Here is a 23,367-nt window from a genome sequence, read left to right as displayed (position 1 = left end):
TGAAAGGAGTCCGCCACGACAACGTTTTTCAGTTCGTTGTCGTGGCAGAAACCTGTTTCTATCAATCTACTGGTCTTCGCAATATTCACCTACCACATTGACTAGGTTAATGATCGAGGTGAACTCATCGGAAGGGTACTGCGTACCGTTGATTTCGACCTCATACCAAATTTTCCAGTATCCGATGTATTGGCCTGGTGGATCAGGAATAGGAGTTGGAGGCGGTACAGGGATATTTCTGATATATGGATTATATGGTTCAAGTTCCATTTCAAAACCATCGGCAGGTTCAGTCCCGACAATTTCATGCGCTATTGGAGACGTAAATGCAGTACCAGGTGAAAGGTCATCCATCGCCGCATTTCTGTATCCTTGGGCGCGCAGGGTAACTTTTCGTCCAAGTAACAGATGTTCGGTGTTGCCCGGGATTTTTACGACCGCTCCATAACCTGCGGCGGTGAGATCAGAGCAAAGTATTATGTTTTCGCCTGGGTATTCCCGATCAATCTCCGGTGCTTTCATCTCGATGACGAGCGCATTGTTGGTTACTTGAGTGATCGGCGATGGGTTTTCATTGACACCGCCGATATCAGAAACAAAATATTGAAGCGGCTTATTGCCCCCCAAACCACCGCTATTAATCAATGCCCACGGCAGACCCATAGTGACTTCCGTTTGACCATCCGTTACAAACTCTGGGCCAAACCGTTGACCTGCGTACTCGCCAAAGATTTGCTGCCCCGCTTTCACGGGTTTATCAGGATCCACCCAGAGATCAAAGGCTACCGTTGCTTCCTTGTTATAGTCTTCAGGCTCCAAAACATCATTCACTGCGGTACTCGTGATATGCGGCGCCTCCAATTCGTTATTAACGGGATTCGGATCTACCGGGTTCACAGGTCCAGGATAATAAAGATTTGAAAATATATCTCTACTTGAGCGACTAATTATAGTGGTGTTGCGAAGTAAAATGCATTCCACCTTTACAGGTACGTCAGTTTCCGTATCAACACCATCTTTATAGTAATCTGTGAAGATCGTATCATAGGGTACTGTAGAGATAAGCGGATCAAGAGTATTGAACGGAAGAACTTGCACTTCTTCATTATTCCACATGAACCTGACTTCATCGGTGCCCAAGATATCAGGTACTCTTTTCAGTTCAATCGTAACGCCGCCCGTTTCGCGGCAGTCTTTCAGATCGATTAACTGATCAGTTTCGTCCCGCGCCAAAGGGATGACAGGGGGGTCAAGAACGGGAAGCGGCGCAAATCTGACACCCAGTCCCTGCGCAGCAGAGAGTGCGCTTACATTCCCCACTTCATCGCTCAATATGTAGTAGGCATATACAGCGTCCGGGCTGATATCTCGTACATCTGCAACCGGAACCGTAAAGGTTCCCGTACCAATAGCTCCCTCCCAAAGTGGGGCATCAGGGTTAGTCAGCGAGTAAGTCCTGCTGATATAGAACCTGATGTGATCTGTGGGCAAGGGATTTTGGTAGCCTGTCGGAACAGTTACTGCCATGCCACCCGGGTTGCGGACAATAAAGGCATCGTCTATCAAGTTGCCTGCCGACAATGTGGGCAATGTTGCCAGCGGCGGCCGTGCTTTAGGCCCTCCTGGAGCAGCCTGATAGGGCGCTCTACGGTCAATAATGACGGTCGTGACATCCGACCTATGAGCGTTACCAACGGGTGGTCCAGCCCTATATTGGATATCCCAACTAGTGGGTGTCGCCGGCGGGTTGTCCTCGAGTAGTTTGTCGGCCGGGATATAGGAATCGGTATATTCGGGAGGTCGTGTGCCTAACGGACCGGCAAAGAAAAAGAAAACCTCCTCCCAAGCGGCGGCTGGTGCCGCCGTCCTTTTTATGAACACACCTACCCGGTCATTCAGGTCCTGGATTGGCCAGGCAGGAACGATCGCTTGTAGACGAGCACCGGCTCCGAGTTTGCTGACCGGCACGCGCCTATCAGTAGGGCTTAGTACATCGGGAATTCGAACTGGAGGGCCGGCCGTAACGCCAATCGACTGAGTTCGATACAGTTCTCTATCAATTTCTGCAACTTCTTGCTTAGCATTCATTACAGTTCTCCATCACTATTAATTGTGTTTCGACGTTGCTTTTATGCAAACAAATTCCATGCCGAATAACTTCGGCATTTCTCCAACTACAGCAGTTGTCAATCTTGGATGTCAGGACGGGCCACATGGAGTGTCTCCTGAACGCGTTCGGTCAACCTTTACAATCTTTTCTGTTGCCGTACCAATAAATACACCACGTCTCCTTATTTTGTAGGACACGCCCAGGGAAGAATCCTTAATCAAGCGGTCAAGGTATGTAGTAAAGGGAATGGGCGTCGGCTCAAATCCGTGCATATTGTTTGCGTCCGCGGCAGTCAATGTATAGGTGAATACACCTTCAGTTCCGTCCAGGAAATATTGGTCACCACCATTTAATGAGCTATAGCCTCGACTGGTATAAACGCATTCATCGTCAGCCCGTAAACCTTGAAAGGGGATGTTTATATAAACACCCAACCAGATCGGCCGTTTAATAACGCAGTTTAAATAACCCCACGGTGTCGCGTCGGGGAAATCCACCTTCGATAGTTGGGGTAATGGAATAACGCTGTGATCAATGGTGAGCTTCTTTTCTACCGAATTAACCGGGTTTCCTGGTATAGGCCGAACGCGATACCAGAGGTAGGCAATGCCATCGCCCTGCAATAAATCGACGGTGATTGGGATCAGAAACTCAGTCTCGGTAATTGGCCCGTTTTTTCTCTCTTGGTAGAGGGTGGTTGTTATTCCCTCGCGCCGCCAAAAGACAGTGAGTTCATCAACTTCTCCGGGTTGGTCTGCATAGACAGGCCACCTTTTAACTCGTGCCTGTCCACCATTCAAAAGCACTTCTGCTGGAAGTTTTCCCTCCAGGTCGCTTTCAGGCACACCATCTACTGTAGGAGCGTCGGCAAGTAAAACACCTTCAGAGCCTTCGTGAATGTCAGATAACGACATGTCTGCCCCCTTTAAACATACTCTGTGTGGTTATGGGTCCTGTTGAAGTGAATTAAATGCCGATAAGGCGGCTCTTTCTACTGTCATATCTGACAGGTTTATCGACCGTCTGTCGGTTTTATAATGGTTTTTTATCACCAACCGAGGTTTCCGTACTTGACGAACCTGTAACTTTTGACGCTCACTGAAACCGGTTTCAGGCCGACTGTCTCGCCCCAAAAAAATAAGGTCCACCGCCATGAACGATTTTTCCGCCGCCCAACGCAGCCGCGTGACCATGCTTGACGTCGCCGACCGCGCCGGCGTTTCGAAGGCCAGCGTCTCGCGCTTCATCGGCGATGACCGCGCCCTGCTCTCCGATGCCATCGCTTTGCGCATCGAGCAGGCGATTGCCGAACTCGGCTACCGCCCGAACCAGATGGCCCGTGGCCTGAAACGCGGACGCACACGCCTGATCGGCATGCTGGTGGCCGATATCCGTAACCCTTATTCGATTGCCGTGATGCATGGCGTGGAAACCGCTTGCCGGCAGCACGGCTACAGCCTGGTGGTGTGCAATACCGATCGCGACGACGAGCAGGAACGCCAGCATCTGGCGCTGCTGCGTTCGTACAACATCGAAGGCTTGATCGTGAACACCCTGGGTCATCACCGCGATGAGCTGCGGGAACTGCATCGGGAAATGCCGCTGGTGCTGGTGGATCGCAAGGTTGAACAGCTCGAGAGCGATTTGGTCGGGCTGGATAACCCGGCCGCCGTCGAAATGGCCCTCACCCACCTTGAAGAACGCGGTTATCGCGATGTGTTACTGGTGACGGAACCCTTTGACGGCACCAGTTCGCGGATAGAGCGGGTGAGCAGTTTCAAGGCGCAGATCGGGCAGCGTTCGGTGCTGCAAGGGGCTGTCGTCGAAACCGGCAGCGACCTCACTTCCCGTTTGAAAACCTTCCTCGATACACCTGGCCCTGGGCCGAAAGCGCTGTTCTGTGCCAATGGGATTGCGGCATTGGCCAGCACTCATTCCTTGCGTGAATTGGGCTGCGACCTGTTCAAGGAGGTCGGGCTGATGGCCCTGGATGATCTGGATTGGTATCCGTTGGTGGGCAGCGGCATCACCGCCCTCGCCCAGCCGACGGCGGAGATTGGCGCGAGTGCGTTTGAGTGTTTGCTCAAGCGCTTGCGCGGGGATGTCGGGCCGGTGCGGACGATGGATTTTGCGGCGCGGTTGGTTGTGCGTGGGTCGACGCAGGGGGATTTGCGGTGAATGGGCCGGCCTCTTCGCGAGCAAGCCCGCTCCCACATTGGATTGGCGGCGTACACAAATCACCTGTGGGAGAGGGCTTGCTCGCGAAGGCGTCCTTGAAACCCCCGACAACTTAAAGACACACCCTTTTTTTGAACAAAAATGAAACCGGTTTCAGAGGTAGATAACAATGAATAAACCACCCGTCTCCATCAGCCTGTCCAGTTACGGCGCCGACCTGGTGCGCCAGCGCGGCCAGGGCAGTTTCGTCGATTTGCTCGCCGCCGCCGGCGCGACGCGCATTGAATGGCGCGAAGAGTTGCTGACCCACGAAGACCCGGCGCAATTGGCGGATGACACCCAGGCTCGCGGCCTCGAAAGCGTGTATTCCTCGCCGATGGAACTGTGGCTGGCCGGGCAATCGCAGCCCAATCCCGAACTGCTCAAGACTCTGCACCGCGCCCAGTTGTTCGGTGCCAAGTGGCTTAAAGTCTCCCTCGGTTACTTCACTGACAACAATGATCTCGACGCGCTGGCTCGCCAACTCAGCCAGAGCCCGGTGCATCTGCTGGTAGAAAACGACCAGACCCTGCACGGCGGGCGCATTGAGCCGTTCCAGCGCTTCTTCACTGAAGTCGAGCAGCACAACCTGCCGATCAAGATGACCTTCGACATCGGCAACTGGCAATGGCAGGACCAGTCCGCCGCCAGCGCCGCGCGGTTGCTCGGGCGGCATGTCGGTTATGTGCATTGCAAGGCTGTGGCGCGTCGGGTCGACGGCAAATTGGTGGCGATACCGCCGAGCGCCGCCGACCTGCATCTGTGGGAACAACTGCTGCGGCACATGGCCCAAGGCGTAATGCGAGCGGCGGAGTATCCGTTGCAGGGCGACGACCTGGTGCAACTGACCACCGAACACGTCGCCACCCTCGCCCGCCTCGGTCAATCACGGTTGGAGAGCGCTCATGTCTGAGATCGATATTCTGTCGTTTGGCGAAACCATGGCGATGTTCGTCGCTGAACAGAGCGGCGACCTGGCGGCGGTTAGCCAGTTTCATAAGCGCATTGCCGGGGCGGACAGCAACGTCGCCATCGGCTTGTCGCGGCTGGGGTTTAACGTCTCGTGGCTGAGCCGGGTGGGCGCTGATTCGTTGGGGCGTTTCGTGATCGATACGCTGGCCAAAGAAGGCCTGGATTGCACTCATGTCGATATCGACCCGGCGCACCCGACCGGTTTTCAACTCAAGTCCCGCGCCGACGATGGCAGCGACCCGGTGGTCGAGTATTTCCGCCGTGGATCGGCGGCCAGCCACTTGTCGGTGCAGTCGATCAAACCCGAGCTGTTGAATGCCCGGCATTTGCACGCCACCGGCATTCCCCCGGCGCTTTCCGCCAGTGCCCGGGAAATGTCCTTCGAACTGATGACCCGCATGCGCGAGGCCGGGCGCAGTGTGTCCTTCGACCCGAACCTGCGCCCGAGCCTGTGGGCCAGCGAGCAGCAGATGATCACCGAGATCAACAGCCTCGCCGCCCTCGCCCACTGGGTGCTGCCGGGGTTGAGCGAAGGTCGTTTGCTCACCGGGTTTGAAGACCCTGCCGACATCGCCGCGTTTTACCTCGACCAAGGGGTTGAAGCGGTGGCGATCAAACTGGGGCCACACGGTGCGTATTACCGCACACACCTGGACCAGGGTTTCGTCGCCGGCGTGCCGGTGGAAACCGTAGTCGACACCGTGGGCGCCGGCGACGGGTTTGCCGTCGGCATGATCAGCGCCCTCCTGGAAAACCTCAGCTTTGCCGATGCCGTGCAGCGCGCCAACTGGATTGGCAGCCGGGCGGTGCAGAGTCGGGGGGATATGGAGGGGTTGCCCACCCGGCTTGAATTATCGGCTGGATTTGAAGCCGCCATTCGCGAGCAAGCCCGCTCCCACATTGGAATGCATTCAACTGTGGGAGCGGGCTTGCTCGCGAAGACGCCCGCCCAGGCATTGAAGATTTAAACCGTTACCTGCTGCGACAAAAACAACAAGCTCAGGAGCACCATCATGAAAACCGCAACACTCGCCACCCGCCGCTGGTGGTACATCATGCCCATCGTCTTCATCACCTACAGCCTGGCGTATCTGGATCGCGCCAACTACGGGTTCGCCGCCGCCTCCGGGATGGCCGAAGACCTGATGATCACCCCAGGCCTGTCGTCGATGCTCGGCGCGCTGTTCTTCCTTGGTTACTTCTTTTTCCAGGTGCCGGGCGCGATCTATGCGCAGAAGCACAGCGTGAAGAAGCTGATTTTTGTCAGCCTGATCCTCTGGGGCGGCCTCGCGACCCTGACCGGGATCGTCTCCAGCGCCTATTGGCTGGTCGTCATTCGCTTCATGCTCGGCGTGGTTGAAGCGGCGGTGATGCCGGCGATGCTGGTCTATCTGTGCCACTGGTTCACCCGCGCCGAACGCTCCCGGGCCAATACCTTCCTGATCCTCGGCAACCCGGTGACCATGCTGTGGATGTCGGTGGTCTCGGGGTATCTGGTGCAGCATTTCAGTTGGCGCTGGATGTTCATCATCGAAGGCTTGCCGGCGGTGATCTGGGCCTTTATCTGGTGGCGTCTGGCGGACGAGCGTCCAGCCCAGGCCAAGTGGCTCAGCGACCAGGAGAAACAGGACCTGGAAAGTGCTCTGGCGGCCGAACAGGTCGGGATCAAAGCGGTGAAGAATTACGCCGAGGCCTTCCGCTCGCCGAAAGTCATCGTGCTGGCCTTGCAGTTTTTCTGCTGGAGCATTGGCGTCTATGGGTTCGTGTTGTGGCTGCCGTCGATCCTCAAGGCCGGTTTGCAAATGGACATGGTGGAAGCCGGGTGGCTCTCGGCGCTGCCGTACCTGGCGGCAGTGATCGGGATGCTCGCGGTGTCCTGGGGCTCGGACAAATTGCAGAAGCGCAAACGCTTCGTCTGGCCACCGCTGTTGATCGCCTCGATTGCGTTCTACGGTTCCTACGCGCTGGGCGCTGAACATTTCTGGTGGTCCTACACCTTGCTGGTGATCGCCGGGGCCTGCATGTATGCGCCTTACGGGCCGTTCTTTGCGATCGTCCCGGAGATCCTCCCGGCCAACGTCGCCGGGGGTGCCATGGCGCTGATCAACAGCATGGGCGCCCTCGGTTCGTTCGGCGGTTCGTATCTGGTCGGTTACCTCAACAGCAGCACCGGTTCGCCCGGCGCTTCGTACCTGTTGATGAGCGGCGCGCTGATGCTTTCGGTGGTGCTGACGATTTTCCTCAAGCCCGGCGCCAGTGACCGGGTCGTGGCCAAACCCGTTGCGAAACGGCCCGTGCCTGCTCACCCTTGAATTGAAGTTGAGACGATAACGATGAAAAAGCAGGTTGTGCTGTACAAGAAACTCTCGCCGCTGCTGATGGCTCGCCTGCATGAGCAGACCGACGTCACGCTGATCGAAAGCCTGGATGCCGAGGGCCTGGCCAAGTTGCGCGAGGCCCTGCCCCGAGCCCAGGGTTTGCTCGGAGCGAGTCTGAAACTGGACGCGGCGCTGCTCGATCTCGCCCCCAATTTGCAAGCCATCGCCAGCGTTTCGGTGGGCGTCGACAACTACGACATCGACTACTTGACCGAACGGCGCATCCTGCTCAGCAACACCCCGGACGTGCTCACCGAAACCACCGCCGACACCGGTTTCGCCCTGATCCTGGCCACCGCCCGGCGGGTGGTGGAACTGGCGAACATGGTTCGCGCCGGTCAGTGGAAGCGCAACGTCGGCCCGGCGCAGTTTGGCACCGATGTACACGGCAAGACCCTGGGCATCATCGGCATGGGCCGCATCGGCGAAGCCCTGGCCCAGCGCGGGCATTTCGGCTTCGGCATGCCGGTGATCTACCACAGCCACTCGCCGAAACCGGCGGTGGAACAGCGGTTCAACGCGCAATACCGCAGCTTGCCGGAACTGCTGCAAGAGGCGGATTTTGTCTGCCTGACCTTGCCGCTGACGGCTGAAACCGAGGGGCTGATCGGTGCCGAGCAGTTTGCGCTGATGGGGTCGCAGACGATCTTCATCAACATCTCACGGGGCAAAGTGGTGGATGAAGCGGCGCTGATTGAAGCCCTGCGCAAAGGGCAGATTCGTGCGGCGGGGCTGGATGTTTTTGAGCGCGAGCCGCTGGATTCGGGCTCGCCGTTGTTGCAGTTGGATAATGTGGTGGCCACGCCGCACATCGGCTCGGCGACCCATGAGACCCGGGAGGCGATGGCCACCTGTGCGGTGGACAATCTGTTGATGGCGTTGGCTGGGGAGCGGCCGGTGAATCTGGTGAATGCCGGGGCTTGGAAGGCCTGAGAGATTTGGCGCCTGTCAGGACGCCTTCGCGGGCAAGCCCGCTCCCACATTTGGAATGCATTCCCCTGTGGGAGCGGGCTTGCTCGCGAAGGGGCCCGCCCAGGCAATGCAAATCCTTCAGGCCCGCCGCGCCTCCAGCAAATCCGCCGCGCACAGCGCAATCCGCCGACACGCATCCGCCAGTTTCACCTGGTCCACCACCAACCCAATCCGGATATGCCCCGCCGCACTCGGCCCGAAGGCCTCTCCCGCCAGCACCGACACGCCATAACCTTCCAGCAATCGCTCGGCAAACCCTTGGGCGCACAGCCCGGTCGGGCGTATGTCGACCATCACAAACATCCCGCCATCGGGCTTGATCGGCCGAATGCCCGCACAGTTGCTCAACCGCGAACACACCAGATCCCGACGCTGGCGATACTCCTCGCGCATCTGCGCCACTTCCGGCAAATCCCCGTCCAGCGCCACTTGCGCGGCTTTCTGCACAAAATCCGGCAAGCCGAACAACATGCACAACGACAGGTGCACCAAATGCTCGGCCAAGGGTTTGGGGCCGATCACCCAGCCGATCCGCCAACCGCTCATGGCGTGGGATTTGGACAAACTGTTAATCGTTGTCGTGCGTTCGGCCATGCCCGGCAAACTCGCCGGGCTGATGTGTTCGCCTTCGTACAGCAAGTCGCTGTAGACCTCGTCGCTGATCAGCCACAGGTCATGACGAATGCACAGCAGCGCCAGTTCCTGCCAGATCATCAAGGACAGGCTCGCGCCGGACGGATTGTTAGGACTGTTGAGCAGAATGACCCGGGTCTTGGGCGTGATCAGTGCCGCGACGTCTGCCGGATCAACCCGGAAACCGTTCTCCGGCCGCACCGCCACCGGCACCACTTTGGCCCCGCAGGCGCCGAACACACCTTCGTAGGTGACGTACATCGGTTCGGCGACGATCACTTCATCGCCGGGATCGAGCAGGCATTGCGCCACCGAGTACACCGCGCATTGCGCCCCTGGCAACACGATCACATGCCCGGCATCCACCACCTGACCGCTGCGGCGTCGATGGCGGTTGGCGATGCTGGTGCGCAGCGCCTTGGTGCCGCGCACATCCGAGTAATGAGTGTCGCCGGCCAAGAGGCTGTCGATGGCCGCCTGGACGATGGGCCTGGGCGTATCGAAATCCGGATCGCCCACCGACAGCAGCAATACATCAATGCCCTGCTCGCGCATCTCCAGCGCTCGATCGTGAATTTGCCAGGCTGCCGCTCCGTCTCCGGCGATGCGTTGAGTCAGGGCTGAATAGCGCATGTACTTCTCCTGTCGCGCGTGCTCCAGACTCAACCCTATCTCAAATTACAAAACGCGCCACCATCGCGTTCAAATCCACCGCCAGACGCGACAGTTCGTGGGTCGCGGCGCTGGTCTGGTTGGCACCGGCGGCGGACTGGGTGGCGAGGTCGCGGATGTTGACCAGGTTGCGGTCGACTTCCCGGGAAACCTGGGCCTGTTCTTCGGAAGCGCTGGCGATCACCAGGTTGCGTTCGTTGATCAGGTGGATCGATTGGGTGATTTGCTCCAGGGCCACGCCAGCTGCGCGGGCCATTTCCAGGGTGCTTTGGGTACGCTGGTTGCTTTGCTGCATGGAAGAAACCGCTTCACCGGTGCCGTTCTGGATGCCGGCGACCATTTTTTCGATTTCCTGGGTCGATTGCGCGGTGCGATGGGCCAGCGCCCGGACTTCGTCCGCCACCACCGCAAAACCACGCCCGGCCTCACCGGCACGAGCCGCTTCGATGGCGGCGTTGAGCGCCAACAAGTTGGTTTGTTCGGCGATGGCACGGATCACGTCCAGCACCTTGCCGATGTCACGACCTTGAGCGGCCAGGCCTTCGATCATCACCGAAGTGTTCTGTACGTCGTGGGTCATGGTCTGGATCGCGTCGACGGTTTCCACCACGCGATTGCGGCCTTCGCGGGCGGCTTGGGTCGACTGGTTCGAAGCTTCGGAAGTCGACACCGCGTTGCGCGCCACTTCTTCCACCGCGGCGGTCATTTCATTCACTGCGGTGGCGGCTTGTTCGATTTCGTTGTTCTGCTGTTGCAGACCTCGAGACGCTTCTTCGGTAACGGCGCTGAGTTCTTCGGCGGCGGCGCCCAACTGGGTGGCGGAACCGGCAATCTGCTCGATGGTTTTGCGCAGGTTGGTCTGCATGGCGGCCAAGGCGCCGAGCAGGCGGGCCGGTTCGTCGTTGCCGTCGACCTCAATGGCTTTGGTCAGGTTGCCACCGGCGATGGTTTCCGCTGCCTGCACCGCACGGTTCAACGGGGTGACAATGCTGCGGGTCAGCAACCAGGCCAGCAGCACAGTCATCAGTGCCGCCACCACCGACACTGCGATGATGCCGTTGACGGCGGTGTTGTAGTTGTCTTCGGCAATCAACCCGGCGGCTTTGGCGCCGTCAGTGTTGTAGGCCACCAGTTTGTTGAGCTGTTCGCCCATCAGGTCGGTGCCTTCCTTGATCCGCGTATTGATCAGGCTGCGCATCTCATCGACCTTGTTCTGGCGCGACAGCTCCATCATCTCGCGCTGGGCTTGCATGTAATTGTCGAGGGTGGTGCTGAACACTTTGTACAACGCTGCTTCGTCCGGGCCTTGCGGCAACGCTGCATAAGCGGCCTGCGCCTTACGGGCCTTGTCGGTAAGTACGCCGATGCGGGTTTCGGCTTCCTGCAGGCTGGCCGGCTCGCGGTTGACCAGGATGCGGAACGAGAGAATGCGCATGCGCAGGATGTTTTCGGTGACATTGCCCAGGTAACTCACGCTAGGCAGTTGGGTGCTGCCCATGTCGATCGAGGATTGGCGGATGATCGACATGCGGTTGACCGCAAACACACCCAGCACAATCACCAGCAAGGCGATGAAGGCAAAACCGAGGAACGCTCGAGGCGCGATATTCAGATTACGCAGGGACATAGGATGATTCTCGGGTGGGTGAGCGTCGAAGCATCCGTGCCGTGGTCGCTGTCGGGCGGGCATGCACGCGGGCCGGATCAGCTTGGCGCGACTGTTGTAATAGGTTTGTGCGCGCCTATGAGGGTTATCGGCCGGGCTTGAGGTTTTTTGCGGGGGGATTGGAAATATATTTCAAGGGGTTGGGGGTGTTTCAGCGGCGAAACACCTCTCAAGGAGCGATCACATACCTGTGGCGAGGGAGCTTGCTCCCGCTCGGCTGCATAGCAGTCGTAGAATCAGCCAATACGGTTTGCCTGAAAGAGCGCGTGTTCAGGATTTGGGGCTGCTTCGCAACCCAGCGGGAGCAAGCTCCCTCGCCACAGTGGTCGGCTCAAGTTTTACGAGTTGCGATCTGCCAAACCCGCGCAATATCACTCGCTCGCTCCCGCAGCAACCGAGGCGCCTCGGCACACGCCTGCTCCAGCGTCATCGGCCCGCTCGCCAGGGCAAATGCGGCGTCGATGCCATGCTCGTACAGTTCCTGATAGCCCTCCCCAAGCGTTCCGGCGATAACAATCACCGGCACACCCTGTTGCCGTGCAATCCGCGCCACGCCAAACGGCGTCTTGCCGCGCAAGGTCTGGGCATCGAATCGGCCTTCGCCGGTAATCACCAGGTCCGCGCCTTTGACGGCTTCGGCCAGGCCGACCAGTTCCGCGACCACTTCGACGCCGGCCTGAAATTGCGCACCGAGAAACGCCTTGGCCGCAAACCCCAACCCACCCGCCGCACCGCAGCCCGGTTCGTCGCGCACGTCTTTATTCAACGCCTGCGCGCACAGATCGGCGAAATGCCCAAGGGCTTGATCCAGTTGCTGGACTTGCTGCGGTGATGCACCTTTCTGCGGGCCAAAAATTGCCGAGGCGCCGTGGGGGCCACACAGGGGATTGTTGACGTCGGCGGCGATGTCGAAACGCACGGCGTCCAGGCGTGGATCGATGTCACTCAAATCGATGGTTGCCAGTTGCGCCAACGCCACGCCACCGGGGGCGAGAATCCGGCCCTGGGCGTCGAACAGTTTCACCCCCAGCGCCTGCATCGCCCCGGCGCCGCCGTCATTGGTGGCGCTGCCGCCAATCGCCAGGATCACCCGTTGCGCCCCGGCATCGAGGGCTGCGCGGATGAGCTCGCCGGTGCCGTAGGTGCTGCTGATGCAGGCGTCGCGTTGTGCCAGCGGCACCAACTGCAAGCCGCTCGCTTCGGCCATTTCAATGATCGCGGTGTGGTTGTGCGGCAACCAGCCCCAGGCGGCTTCGACGGTTGATCCCAGCGGGCCGCGAACCGGGGTGCGGCGCAATTCGCCCGAGCACGCCGCCAGAATCGACTCGACCGTCCCTTCCCCGCCGTCGGCCATCGGGCATTTGACCAATTGCGCGTGCGGCCAGACTTCAGCCAATCCCAGCGCGATGGCATCGGCTACGCCCTGGGCACTCAGGCTGTCCTTGAACGAATCGGGGGCGATGACGATTTTCATGTGAGTTCTCCATTTCCAATGGCTCCATGCTGCCAGTTGCCCCGGATGATGACGCCGGTCGGGTGCACAAGTGGGGGTGGCGTTTGTTGTTCATTTCTACAAAGTGGGCATTGTGGTGGCTGGGCGGGCCTCTTCGCGAGCAAGCCCGCTCCCACATTTGGAATGCGTTCCCCTGTGGGAGCGGGCTTGCTCGCGAAGGCGTCAGTGAAATCACCACTGCTCTCTAGTCGGTTTGCGGCAGCAGTTGCACCCCCAGATAAAGCGCCAACATCCCATCCAGCCGCAACGGGTCCACCCCACTCAACTCGGCAATCCGCTCCATTCGATAGCGCAGACTGTTGCGATGAATGCCCAACGCATCGGCACAGGCCTGGCTCTGACCATCGTGATCGCACCAACTGCGCAGGGTCGCCAGCAGTTGGCCGTTGCTGTCCTTGGCGATGACTTTGCGCAGCGGCTTGAGCAGTTCATCCAGCGCGTCGTCGTTGCGATGCCGCCAGAGCATCACCGGCAGCCGATAGCGGTTCAGCGTCAACAATCGCGAGCGCGGCAACACATCACGCCCATACGCCAGCAAGTCGCCGACCCGCCGATAACAGCGGCGCAACCCCGGCAACCCATCGGCCTGCCCGCCCACGGCGATGCGCAGAATGTTCCAACTCAGGCCATCGAGTTTTTCCAGCAGCCGTTCATGCTCGATCGCCTGACTTGCCGGCCGACACCACAGCAGCGACGATTTGGCCGAGCTGACGCACCAACTGTCCGGGTAACGGCTGATCAGCCAGGCGCTGAGGGCTTCGACGGTCTGCCCCGGTCCGTGCTCCAGGCCCAATTCGAACAGGTACGGCACCCGCGTCAGTTGTGGCTTGAGCCCCAGTTGCTGCGCTTCGTCCACCAGGCGCGGCGAATCCCCGGCATCGCTCAGCAGCAACGCCAGCAAATCATCGCAACGCTGGCGCCGCCATTGCTGCTCGGCTTGCTGATTGCGCTGGCCGACCAGCATTTCAGCGGTCATGCGCACCAGTTCGGCGTAAGTGCGCAACTGCTCCGGTTCGCCGGTGATGCCGAGCACGCCGATCAGCCGTTGATCAAGCAACAGCGGCAAGTTGATCCCCGGTTGCACGCCTTTGAGGTGAATGGCCGTTTGCGCGTCGATTTCCACCACTCGCCCGTTGGCCAGCACCAGTTGCGCGCCTTCGTGGCGGGTGTTGATCCGCTCGGGCTCGCCACTGCCGAGAATCAGGCCCTGACTGTCCATGACATTGACGTTGTACGGCAGGATGGCCATGGCCCGGTCGACGATGTCCTGGGCCAGGTCGTGATCGAGTTCAAACATTGGGCAGATCCTTGAAAACGGGATGGGACGGGTTGTTCACCCGCACAGGCGTGGGTGGCAAACCCTGTGCTCTGGCACAAAGACAATCACCCAAGCGGTGGCCGAGACTCACAGGGCGATCAACGTTACCCTTTGCATCGCAAAAAATCATAATAAAGAGAGAGCCCGCCATGTCACAGAGCGCCGCCGCTACCCAGGCCATCGTTGACGACAAGAACGCCGTCTACAAACGCATTACCCTGCGTTTGATCCCCTTCATCTTCATCTGCTACCTGTTCAACTACCTCGACCGGGTGAACGTTGGATTTGCCAAGTTGCAGATGCTCGACGCACTGAAATTCAGCGAAACCGTGTACGGCCTCGGGGCCGGGATCTTCTTTATCGGCTACGTGCTGTGCGGCGTGCCGAGTAACCTGGCGCTGACCAAATTCGGGCCACGGCGCTGGATCGCGTTGATGATGATCGTCTGGGGCTCGCTCTCGACCTGCCTGCTGTTCGTCACCACACCGACCGAGTTCTACACCTTGCGCCTGTTCACCGGCGCGGCCGAAGCCGGGTTCTTCCCGGGCGTGGTGCTGTATCTGTCGCAGTGGTTCCCGACCTTCCGCCGTGGCCGCATCATGGCGCTGTTCATGTCGGCGATCCCGGTGTCCGGTTTGCTCGGCAGCCCGTTCTCTGGCTGGATTCTTAACCACTTCGGCGCTGGCCAGGCCGGTCTGGCGGGCTGGCAGTGGATGTTTTTGCTGCAAGGGATTCCGACCGTGATTCTCGGTGCCCTCGCCTATTTCCTGCTCAGCGACAGTTATGCCAATGCCAAGTGGCTGACGCCTTTTGAGCGCCAAGTACTGGAAGCGGACCACGCCGAGGACCTGGCCAATAAGCCGAAAACCACGACTGACTCACTGGCGGCGGTGTTCAAGAACCCGGCGATCTGGGCGTTCGGCTTGATCTATTTCTGCATCCAGAGCGGCGTTTACGCGATCAACTTCTGGCTGCCGTCGATCATCAAGAACCTTGGTTTCAGCGATAACCTGGTGATTGGCTGGTTGAGTGCGATTCCTTACCTGCTGGCGGCGGTGTTCATGTTGCTGGTCGGTCGCTCGGCGGACCTGCGCAAGGAGCGCCGCTGGCATTTGGTGGTGCCGATGCTGATGGGCGCGGTCGGGCTGTTGATCGCGGTGAACTTCGCCACCACGCCGGCCATTGCGATTCTCGGCTTGACCATCGCCACCATGGGCGCCCTCACCGGCCTGCCGATGTTCTGGCCGGTGCCGACAGCGCTGCTGAGCGCGGGTGCGGCGGCGGGCGGTTTGGCGTTGATCAACTCCATGGGGCAAATGGCCGGGTTCCTCAGCCCGTACCTGGTGGGTTGGGTCAAGGACAGCACCGGTTCGACGGATGCGGCGTTGTATCTGTTGGCGGGTGTGATTGTGTGCGGGAGCGTGTTGGCACTACGCATGACCCGAACGCTTCAGCGCTGAACAATGTGGGAGCGGGTTTGCTCGCGAAGGGGGCGTGTCAGTCGCCATCATCATTGACTGACGCACCGCTTTCGCGAGCAAGCCCGCTCCCACAGGGATCGCGTCATATTCCGGTTGCTCCGGCCCACCGTTCTGGTATTTGATTGAGCCTTTCCCACCGGTAAAAGGATTTCGTCATGAGCTACCGCACGTTGGGTCATTCAGGCCTGCAAGTCTCCACCCTGACCCTGGGCACCATGATGTTCGGCGAACAGACCAGCACCGAGGATTCCCTGCGGATCATCGACAAGGCCTGGGACCAGGGCATCAATTTCATCGACACCGCCGACGTCTACACCGCCGGCCGTTCCGAAGAGATCGTCGGTGAGGCCATCGCTGGCAACCGTCACGAATGGGTGTTGGCGACCAAGGTCGGTTTCGGCCCGGTGGACGGTGTGCCGAACCGCAGCGGCCTGAGCCGCAAGCACATTTTCAACGGCATCGACGCCAGCCTGACGCGCCTGGGCACCGATTATGTCGACATCTATTACCTGCACCGCGAAGACCACAACACCCCGCTGGAAGTGACGATCTCGGCCATCGGCGATTTGATCCGCCAGGGCAAGATTCGCTACTGGGGCCTGTCCAACTACCGTGGCTGGCGCATCGCCGAAGTCATTCGTGTGGCCGACAAGCTCGGTGTCGACCGCCCGGTGATCAGCCAGCCGCTGTACAACATCGTCAATCGCCAGGCCGAAACCGAACAAATCACCGCCGCCCACGCTTATGGCTTGGGCGTGGTGCCGTACAGCCCATTGGCCCGTGGCGTGCTCAGCGGCAAATACGCACCGGACGTGAAGCCGGACGCCAACAGCCGTGCCGGGCGCCAGGACAAACGCATCCTCGAAACCGAATGGCGGGTTGAATCGCTGCGCATTGCCCAACAGATCCAGGAATACACCCAGGGTCGGGGCGTCGGCATCGTCGAATTCGCCATTGCCTGGGTGCTGAACAACGGCGCCGTCACCTCCGCCATCGTCGGGCCGCGCACCGAAGAACAGTGGGATGCCTACACCAAGGCGCAAGCGGTGAAGATCACGGCGGAAGATGAGGCGTTTATCGATTCGCTGGTCACCCCAGGGCACTCCTCGACACCGGGGTTTAATGACGTGAGCCATTTCGTCTCGGGCCGTAAACCCCGCAACACCTGAATAAACCCATTTCCAATGTGGGAGCGGGCTTGCTCGCGAAGGCGGAGGGTCAGGCAATGCAGATGTCGTCTGACACGGCCTCTTCGCGAGCAAGCCCGCTCCCACAGGGGTGTGAGTTGATTGCGAATCTTGTAGGCGGCAAGGATCAAATGTGGGACCGAGCCTGCTCGCGAATGCGGTCTAACATTCAACATTAATGTTGGCTGGAGGTCCGTCTTCGCGAGCAGGCTCGCTCCCACATTCGGGCCGCGTTGATTGATCGGTCAATATTCGTCTCGAAAACCACGTATCCTCCGCCCCCCGGTTCACGTTCAACCCCGCGAGGACAGTTTGTCTAAAGGTATCGCTCTATCGGTCACAGCCTCAGTGCTGTTTGCCGTCATGTATTACTACACCTCGTTGCTCACCCCGTTGAGCGGCGTAGAAATCTTCGGCTGGCGGATGCTGCTGACCGTGCCCTGCATGACTGTGTTCATGGTGGTGTCCGGCGAATGGCGGCGCGCAGTCGAGATCCTCAAGCGCCTGGGCGGCATGCCCAAGTTGTTCGGCGGCCTGATCCTGTCTTCGATCCTGCTGGGCGTGCAACTCTGGCTGTTCATGTGGGCGCCGCTCAACGGCTACAGCCTCGATGTGTCCCTGGGTTATTTCCTGTTGCCGCTGGCGATGGTGCTGACCGGACGCATTGCCTATGGCGAACGCTTGTCCTACTTGCAGAAGGTGGCGGTGTTCTTCGCCTCCCTCGGCGTGCTCAACGAGTTGTACCAGGTGGGCGGCTTTTCCTGGGCGACCTTGTTGGTGGTCGTCGGCTATCCCACCTACTTCGTGCTGCGCAAATGGCTGGCGACTGACAACCTCGGCGGCTTATGGCTGGACATGACGTTGATGCTGCCGGTGGCGTTCTGGTTCGTGTGGGGCGGTGACCAAGGCTTCGGCGTGTTCGACCAATACCCGTGGCTGTCACTGCTGATCCCGGTGCTCGGGCTGATAAGCGCCTCGGCGCTGGTGGTCTACATCATCGCCAGTCGCTTGCTGCCGTTCAGCCTATTCGGGCTTTTGAGCTACGTCGAACCGGTGCTGCTGCTGGGTGTGGCGTTGTTGCTCGGGGAGAGCATCAAGCCTGGGGAATGGCTGACCTACATCCCGATCTGGCTGGCGGTGGTGGTGTTGGTGTTTGAAGGGTTCAAACACATGATGCGCAGTCGCCGACCTTAAGCACTGCATAAAACAAATGTGGGAGCGGGCTTGCTCGCGAATGCAGTGTGTCAGACAACATTAATGTCGACTGACACACCGCATTCGCGAGCAAGCCCGCTCCCACAGTTTTTACAGCGCTAGCGGTTTACTCAGTGGCAAGCACACCACGACGCACCTGATCGCGCTCGATCGATTCGAACAATGCCTTGAAGTTACCCTCGCCGAAACCATCATCGCCTTTACGCTGGATGAATTCGAAGAACACCGGGCCCATCAGGGTTTCCGAGAAGATCTGCAACAGCAGGCGGCGGTCGCCGGACTCGGACGAACCGTCCAGCAGAATCCCGCGCGATTGCAGTTGATCCACCGGCTCGCCGTGATTCGGCAAACGACCCTCAAGCATTTCGTAATAGGTTTCCGGTGGCGCGGTCATGAAGCGCATGCCGATTTTCTTCAGGCGATCCCAGGTGTCGATCAGGTTGTCGCTGAGGAACGCAACGTGCTGGATACCCTCGCCGTTGAACTGCATCAGGAACTCTTCGATCTGCCCGGCGCCCTTGGACGACTCTTCGTTCAAGGGGATGCGGATCATGCCATCCGGCGCGGTCATGGCCTTGGAGGTCAGGCCGGTGTATTCGCCCTTGATGTCGAAGTAACGGATTTCACGGAAGTTGAACAGCTTCTCGTAGAAGTTGGCCCAATAGGCCATGCGCCCGCGATACACGTTGTGGGTCAGGTGATCGATGATCTTCAGCCCCGCCCCTTCCGGATTGCGGTCCACGCCTTCGATGAACACGAAGTCGATGTCGTAGATCGAGCTGCCTTCACCGAAACGGTCTATCAGGTACAGCGGCGCGCCGCCGATGCCTTTGATCGCTGGCAGGTGCAGCTCCATCGGACCGGTTTCGATGTGGATCGGCTGGGCGCCGAGTTCCAGGGCACGCTTGTAGGCCTGTTGCGAATCCTTGACACGAAACGCCATGCCGCACACCGACGGACCGTGCTCGGCGGCGAAGTACGACGCCACGCTGTTCGGTTCGTTGTTGAGGATCAGGTTGATCTGGCCCTGGCGATACAGGTGCACATCTTTGGAACGGTGGGTCGCGACCTTGGTGAAGCCCATAATCTCGAAGATCGGCTCCAGGGTATTCGGGGTCGGCGATGCGAACTCAATGAATTCAAAGCCCATCAGGCCCATTGGGTTTTCGTATAAATCTGCCATGGTTGGCGCCTCATCATCATTTTTAGAATTAACGGATCGTTAGTTGCTAGCAATGCTGAGACTGGCGGGTGGCGCACAGGAGATGCCCCGAACGCTGCGGGCGAGGAAGTCACCGTAGATCAATTGAAACCCAAAACTCTTCATTGTCGACCCAAGGCTCTTGCGGGCGAGGCTTCTGCTGCCAGAAGACGTTTATTATTGTATGCGTAAACCGATTCTACACAGCGTAAAACGGTTTGTCCGCCTTCTGTATCAAATCCCCTTTTTCAGGGTCGGTGCAAGCGGTTTGTTGCACAGGTAAATCCCCACCAGGATCAGCCCGCCGCCCAGGCACATGGCCATTGTCAGTTGCTCGCCGAGCAGGAGCGCACCGAGGATCACCGCAGTCAGGGGATTCAAGGCAATGAACACGCCGGAACGGGTCGCGCCGATTGTGCGGATACCGTCGTAATAGCCGATGTAGGCCAGCGCCGAGCCGAATACGCCCAGATACAGCAGGCTCAACCATTGCTGTGGGCCGAGACTGACCAACGCTTCGATACTCAATTCACCACGTATCGCGCCCGTCACCCAAAGCATCGCTGTGCCCAACAGGATCGAGTACGTCACGGTCTGCACGGGCCCCAGCGTTTGGTTCAGCTCCTTGGAAAACAGCGAATAAACACCCCAACTCAGCACACAGCCGAAGATCAGCAAATCACCCATCCACGCGTCAGTATTGGCCGCCAACAGTTGCGGGTTACGACTGACGATGACCCACCCTGCCCCGGCAATACAGATAACAATCCCCGCCACTTTCCCCCGGCTCAAGCGCTCCTTGAACAACAGCCACGACGCCAGGCCAATCACCGCCGGGTTCAGCGCCACGATCAACGACGCTCGGGACGCATTGATGTAACGCAAACCGTAAAAGAAACACAGGTTGTAGAAAAAAATCCCAAAGAATCCCAGTAACGCCAATTGCCGCCACTGCCTGGCGCTGGGCCGCGCCAATGGCACCCGGGCCAGCCGCACAAACAGCAGCAACGCCAGGCTGGCCAGCGAGAACCGCAGGCTCGCGGCAAACAACGGGCTGAGGCTGTCAGCCAGGAAACGTCCGGCAACGAAGGTCCCGCCCCAGATCATCGTGACCGCCGCCAGTTTCAGGTAAACCGGTAGATCCGACGCTTGCGTCAGGTTTTGCGCATAGCTGCTCATAAGTCCCCCAAAGTCCAGATGACGTATGATCCAGCTAATGTCTGATCATCGTAAAATGAGTAAATACTCATGACCCTGACCCAATTGGAAATCTTTTCCCTGGTGGCCGAACTGCGCGGCTTTACTGCGGCGGCCAATCGCCTGGGAATCTCACAATCGGCGGTTTCCCACGCGCTCAAGTCGCTGGAACAGGAATTGGGGGTTGAGTTATTGCGCCGGCATCAATCAAACGTCGAACTCAGCGACATCGGCCAGTAATTGTTGCAACGGGCCCGGGCGATGCTCGGGCTGGCCAACACACTGCGCCAGGAAGCCGCCGATGCTCGCGGGATGAAACGCGGCACGCTGCGCATCGGTTCATTCGGCCCAACATCCTCGATCAAGTTGCTGCCGAAGATCCTGCAACACTTCCGTGCGGCCCATCCCGGTATTGAGGTGCATGTCGACGAAGGCCCGGACCGCCAGGTGATTCAATGGCTCGAAGAGCGGCGTATCGACATCGGTTTCGTAGTGCTGCCCGAGGAGCGTTTCGACACCGTTGCGTTGCTTGAGGATCAGATGGTCGCGCTGTTGCCCGCCGGTCACTCGTTGGCGGCACACCACAGCCTGAGCTTGAAAGACCTGTGCCATGACCCCTTCGTCCTGACCGAGGCCGGTTCATCCGAGCTGGTTTCCCGACTGTTCAACGCCGCCAGGCTGGTGCCGAACATTCGCTATCGTTGCTCGCAATTGCTTAGCACCCTGGACACCGTGGGCCGTGGCGATGCCCTGACCGTCGTCGCCGAAAGTTCATTGCCGGTGGATGACGATCGCCGCTATGTGAAACGGCCGTTGTCACCACCGGTCAAGCGTCAGGTCGGGTTGGCGGTGCTGGATAAGCGCCAGTCTTCGCCAGCAACACTGGCTTTTATCGAGCTCGCATCGAGCCTGAGCTAAAGCACGAATGGCCATCTATCCTCCTTATTTCATCGCCACAGGTTTCGCTGATGCCCCTGACCGTCAAGTCCCGCCGCAAGCGCAGCACCCGGATTGCTGTGACCGTTTTGAGCGGCGTGCTCCCGGTTCTGCTGGGCTGCGCCATCCTTTATATGCAGGCCGGACGTGCGCTGAAACAAAGCACCGAGCAAACCGCGGATGAAGCGCTGCGCCAATTCAACCTGATGCTCGACAACACCGCCGAGGCCGCGCGGGTGTTGCTGCCACTGGCCGGCGACAGTTGCAACGACGCAAAACTGGCGTTGCGCGAACAGGTGACCCGTCGCCCCTTCGTCCGCTCGACCAATCTGGTGTACGACAACACGCTCTATTGCAGTTCGTTGTTCGGCGACTATCAGGAGAAGGTCAACCCCGGCGACTACACCCAGGGCCAGTTGTGGTTGATGAATGGCAACCCGGTGACGCCCGACACCGCCCTGCTGGTCTATCGCCTCAGCGATGACAAAAAAGGCGCGCTGACCACGCTCGACGGCTATCACTTGAGTAACGTGCTGCGACTGATCGGGCGCCAGACGTCGTTGCTGCTGCAAGTGGGTAACAACTGGTTGTCGGCCGACGGCAAGGTCCACGAGAGCGCCCTGCCCGTCTTGCCGGTGGCGCAAAGCACCCGAGTTTCCGAGCGATACGCGTTTGCCGTGGCCGCTGGTTTTCCCGACGGCGAGACCTGGCGTTACATGGGAAGTGAGTACCCGCCGCTGTTCAGCCTGCTGATATTTTTTGGCGTGGTGTCGGGCGCAATCGGGCATGTTTTGCAAAAGCGCGCCTCGTCGCCCAGTGTTGAATTGCAACGTGCGCTGGAGGCTGGGGAATTCATTCCGTATTTTCAACCGGTGGTGCATGGCGACAGCAAAAAGTGGAGCGGCGCCGAAGTGCTGATGCGCTGGAGTCATCCCAAGGAAGGACTGGTGCGCCCGGATCTGTTTATCCCGTTTGCCGAGCACTCGAGGCTGATCGTGCCGATGACCCGCTCATTGATGCAGCAGACTGCCGCGTTGCTCGGGCCGGTATCCGCAGGTTTTGACGAGCCGTTTCATATCGGAATCAACATCACCGCCAGCCATTGCCAGGATCTGGAACTGGTGGAGGATTGCCAAACGTTTCTCAGCGCATTTGCGCCGGGTAGCATCAGCCTGGTGCTGGAACTGACCGAGCGCGAACTGATCGAACCGACGGCGCTGACTCACCAGTTGTTCGAGCAACTCCATGGCCTGGGCGTGAAGATCGCAATCGATGACTTCGGCACTGGGCATTCGAGCCTGGGCTACTTGCGCCAATTCAATGTGGACTTCCTGAAAATCGATCAGAGTTTTGTCGCCATGATTGGCGCCGATGCTCTTTCTCGACACATTCTGGACAGCATCATCGAACTGTCGGCCAAGCTTGACCTGGGAATTGTTGCCGAAGGTGTAGAAACCGAGGAGCAAAGCGATTACCTGACCGCCCACCACGTAAACTTCCTGCAAGGCTACCTGTTCGGTCGTCCGATGCCTGGCACGGACTTCATTAATGCATTAAGTCACCATTAACCGAGCCGGCAAATAACGAAAGCTTGCACCAATTTGAATCAAAAGACTGCTGTTGTTACATGAAGAAAAAGACAGGATTTACTCTTGGGCAATTAACTACTACAATTTTTCTTGCCTGTGCAAGATTGGCA

17 protein-coding genes and 1 pseudogene are annotated in these 23,367 nt (G+C 59.0%); 10 read left to right on the top strand and 8 right to left on the bottom strand.

The features are described 5' to 3' along the window. Positions 1-66: 66 nt before the first annotated feature. Both BK665_RS18890 and BK665_RS34320 read right to left on the bottom strand, forming a co-directional pair. Positions 67-2,088 (bottom strand): hypothetical protein, encoded by a 2,022-nt coding sequence (locus tag BK665_RS18890; RefSeq protein WP_148053235.1) that lies wholly within the window; start codon positions 2,086-2,088, stop codon positions 67-69. A gap of 111 nt (positions 2,089-2,199) precedes the next feature. Next, positions 2,200-3,024 carry a hypothetical protein gene (locus BK665_RS34320; RefSeq protein ID WP_148053234.1) on the bottom strand — a complete coding sequence of 275 codons (825 nt, stop codon included), beginning with the start codon at positions 3,022-3,024 and terminating at the stop codon, positions 2,200-2,202. Positions 3,025-3,262: 238 nt separating this feature from the next. On the opposite strand from BK665_RS34320, the gene BK665_RS18885 reads away from it, so the two are divergent. From BK665_RS18885 to BK665_RS18865, 5 genes are all read left to right on the top strand, one after another. Then, complete coding sequence (locus BK665_RS18885) at positions 3,263-4,288, top strand: LacI family DNA-binding transcriptional regulator (RefSeq protein WP_123408072.1); 1,026 nt, start codon at positions 3,263-3,265, stop codon at positions 4,286-4,288. A gap of 169 nt (positions 4,289-4,457) precedes the next feature. Further along, positions 4,458-5,240, top strand: a complete 783-nt coding sequence (locus tag BK665_RS18880) for a sugar phosphate isomerase/epimerase family protein (RefSeq protein WP_123408070.1) — start codon at positions 4,458-4,460, stop codon at positions 5,238-5,240. Next, positions 5,233-6,267, top strand: a complete 1,035-nt coding sequence (locus tag BK665_RS18875; protein ID WP_123408068.1) for a sugar kinase — start codon at positions 5,233-5,235, stop codon at positions 6,265-6,267. Before BK665_RS18880 ends, BK665_RS18875 begins: the two co-directional genes overlap by 8 nt. 45 nt (positions 6,268-6,312) lie before the next feature. Beyond that, on the top strand, positions 6,313-7,611 hold the full coding sequence (locus BK665_RS18870) for an MFS transporter (protein ID WP_123408066.1): 1,299 nt from the start codon (positions 6,313-6,315) through the stop codon (positions 7,609-7,611). Positions 7,612-7,632: 21 nt separating this feature from the next. Next, positions 7,633-8,610 (top strand): NAD(P)-dependent oxidoreductase, encoded by a 978-nt coding sequence (locus BK665_RS18865; RefSeq protein ID WP_123408064.1) that lies wholly within the window; start codon positions 7,633-7,635, stop codon positions 8,608-8,610. Between the two features lie 117 nt (positions 8,611-8,727). On the opposite strand, the gene BK665_RS18860 is transcribed toward BK665_RS18865, so the two are convergent. The 4 genes from BK665_RS18860 to BK665_RS18840 form a co-directional block, all read right to left on the bottom strand. Further along, entirely contained in the window at positions 8,728-9,915 is a 1,188-nt protein-coding gene (locus tag BK665_RS18860) for a pyridoxal phosphate-dependent aminotransferase (protein WP_123408062.1), read from the bottom strand. Positions 9,916-9,955: 40 nt separating this feature from the next. Further along, a complete protein-coding gene (locus tag BK665_RS18855) occupies positions 9,956-11,581 on the bottom strand; it encodes a methyl-accepting chemotaxis protein (protein WP_123408060.1) in 1,626 nt (541 codons plus the stop codon). A gap of 370 nt (positions 11,582-11,951) precedes the next feature. After that, the gene (locus tag BK665_RS18850; RefSeq protein WP_123408057.1) at positions 11,952-13,094 is read right to left on the bottom strand and encodes a glycerate kinase; all 1,143 of its coding nucleotides are present in this window, start codon (positions 13,092-13,094) and stop codon (positions 11,952-11,954) included. Between the two features lie 223 nt (positions 13,095-13,317). Beyond that, a complete protein-coding gene (locus tag BK665_RS18840) occupies positions 13,318-14,430 on the bottom strand; it encodes a sugar diacid recognition domain-containing protein (protein ID WP_123408055.1) in 1,113 nt (370 codons plus the stop codon). Positions 14,431-14,600: 170 nt separating this feature from the next. On the opposite strand from BK665_RS18840, the gene BK665_RS18835 reads away from it, so the two are divergent. The 3 genes from BK665_RS18835 (at position 14,601) to rarD (ending at position 18,313) form a co-directional block, all read left to right on the top strand. Further along, on the top strand, positions 14,601-15,911 hold the full coding sequence (locus tag BK665_RS18835) for an MFS transporter (protein WP_123408053.1): 1,311 nt from the start codon (positions 14,601-14,603) through the stop codon (positions 15,909-15,911). 176 nt (positions 15,912-16,087) lie between these two features. Then, a complete protein-coding gene (locus tag BK665_RS18825; protein WP_123408051.1) occupies positions 16,088-17,101 on the top strand; it encodes an aldo/keto reductase in 1,014 nt (337 codons plus the stop codon). Between the two features lie 330 nt (positions 17,102-17,431). Further along, positions 17,432-18,313 (top strand): EamA family transporter RarD, encoded by an 882-nt coding sequence (gene rarD / locus BK665_RS18815; RefSeq protein WP_123408049.1) that lies wholly within the window; start codon positions 17,432-17,434, stop codon positions 18,311-18,313. 127 nt (positions 18,314-18,440) lie between these two features. On the opposite strand, the gene hppD is transcribed toward rarD, so the two are convergent. Next, the gene (gene hppD, locus BK665_RS18805; RefSeq protein WP_123408047.1) at positions 18,441-19,517 is read right to left on the bottom strand and encodes a 4-hydroxyphenylpyruvate dioxygenase; all 1,077 of its coding nucleotides are present in this window, start codon (positions 19,515-19,517) and stop codon (positions 18,441-18,443) included. A gap of 252 nt (positions 19,518-19,769) precedes the next feature. Beyond that, the gene (locus tag BK665_RS18800; RefSeq protein ID WP_123408045.1) at positions 19,770-20,714 is read right to left on the bottom strand and encodes a DMT family transporter; all 945 of its coding nucleotides are present in this window, start codon (positions 20,712-20,714) and stop codon (positions 19,770-19,772) included. A 69-nt stretch (positions 20,715-20,783) separates the two neighbouring features. Here BK665_RS18800 and BK665_RS18795 point away from each other — a divergent pair. Beyond that, positions 20,784-21,650 (top strand): annotated as a pseudogene (locus tag BK665_RS18795) (LysR family transcriptional regulator). Positions 21,651-21,700: 50 nt separating this feature from the next. Next, complete coding sequence (locus BK665_RS18790; protein WP_123408043.1) at positions 21,701-23,236, top strand: EAL domain-containing protein; 1,536 nt, start codon at positions 21,701-21,703, stop codon at positions 23,234-23,236. The last annotated feature ends 131 nt before the right edge of the window (positions 23,237-23,367 follow it).

This window comes from Pseudomonas frederiksbergensis (assembly GCF_003732665.1).
Lineage (GTDB): Bacteria > Pseudomonadota > Gammaproteobacteria > Pseudomonadales > Pseudomonadaceae > Aquipseudomonas > Aquipseudomonas frederiksbergensis_G.
This window is presented reverse-complemented; position numbering and strand designations above follow the sequence as displayed.

Bases quoted from the DNA above. Each gene is read 5' to 3' on its own strand.
- BK665_RS18890 (WP_148053235.1), bottom strand. From the start codon at position 2,088: ATGAATGCTAAGCAAGAAGTTGCAGAAATTGATAGAGAACTGTATCGA.
- BK665_RS34320 (WP_148053234.1), bottom strand. From the start codon at position 3,024: ATGTCGTTATCTGACATTCACGAAGGCTCTGAAGGTGTTTTACTTGCC.
- BK665_RS18885 (WP_123408072.1), top strand. From the start codon at position 3,263: ATGAACGATTTTTCCGCCGCCCAACGCAGCCGCGTGACCATGCTTGAC.
- BK665_RS18880 (WP_123408070.1), top strand. From the start codon at position 4,458: ATGAATAAACCACCCGTCTCCATCAGCCTGTCCAGTTACGGCGCCGAC.
- BK665_RS18875 (WP_123408068.1), top strand. From the start codon at position 5,233: ATGTCTGAGATCGATATTCTGTCGTTTGGCGAAACCATGGCGATGTTC.
- BK665_RS18870 (WP_123408066.1), top strand. From the start codon at position 6,313: ATGAAAACCGCAACACTCGCCACCCGCCGCTGGTGGTACATCATGCCC.
- BK665_RS18865 (WP_123408064.1), top strand. From the start codon at position 7,633: ATGAAAAAGCAGGTTGTGCTGTACAAGAAACTCTCGCCGCTGCTGATG.
- BK665_RS18860 (WP_123408062.1), bottom strand. From the start codon at position 9,915: ATGCGCTATTCAGCCCTGACTCAACGCATCGCCGGAGACGGAGCGGCA.
- BK665_RS18855 (WP_123408060.1), bottom strand. From the start codon at position 11,581: ATGTCCCTGCGTAATCTGAATATCGCGCCTCGAGCGTTCCTCGGTTTT.
- BK665_RS18850 (WP_123408057.1), bottom strand. From the start codon at position 13,094: ATGAAAATCGTCATCGCCCCCGATTCGTTCAAGGACAGCCTGAGTGCC.
- BK665_RS18840 (WP_123408055.1), bottom strand. From the start codon at position 14,430: ATGTTTGAACTCGATCACGACCTGGCCCAGGACATCGTCGACCGGGCC.
- BK665_RS18835 (WP_123408053.1), top strand. From the start codon at position 14,601: ATGTCACAGAGCGCCGCCGCTACCCAGGCCATCGTTGACGACAAGAAC.
- BK665_RS18825 (WP_123408051.1), top strand. From the start codon at position 16,088: ATGAGCTACCGCACGTTGGGTCATTCAGGCCTGCAAGTCTCCACCCTG.
- hppD (WP_123408047.1), bottom strand. From the start codon at position 19,517: ATGGCAGATTTATACGAAAACCCAATGGGCCTGATGGGCTTTGAATTC.
- BK665_RS18800 (WP_123408045.1), bottom strand. From the start codon at position 20,714: ATGAGCAGCTATGCGCAAAACCTGACGCAAGCGTCGGATCTACCGGTT.
- BK665_RS18790 (WP_123408043.1), top strand. From the start codon at position 21,701: ATGCCCCTGACCGTCAAGTCCCGCCGCAAGCGCAGCACCCGGATTGCT.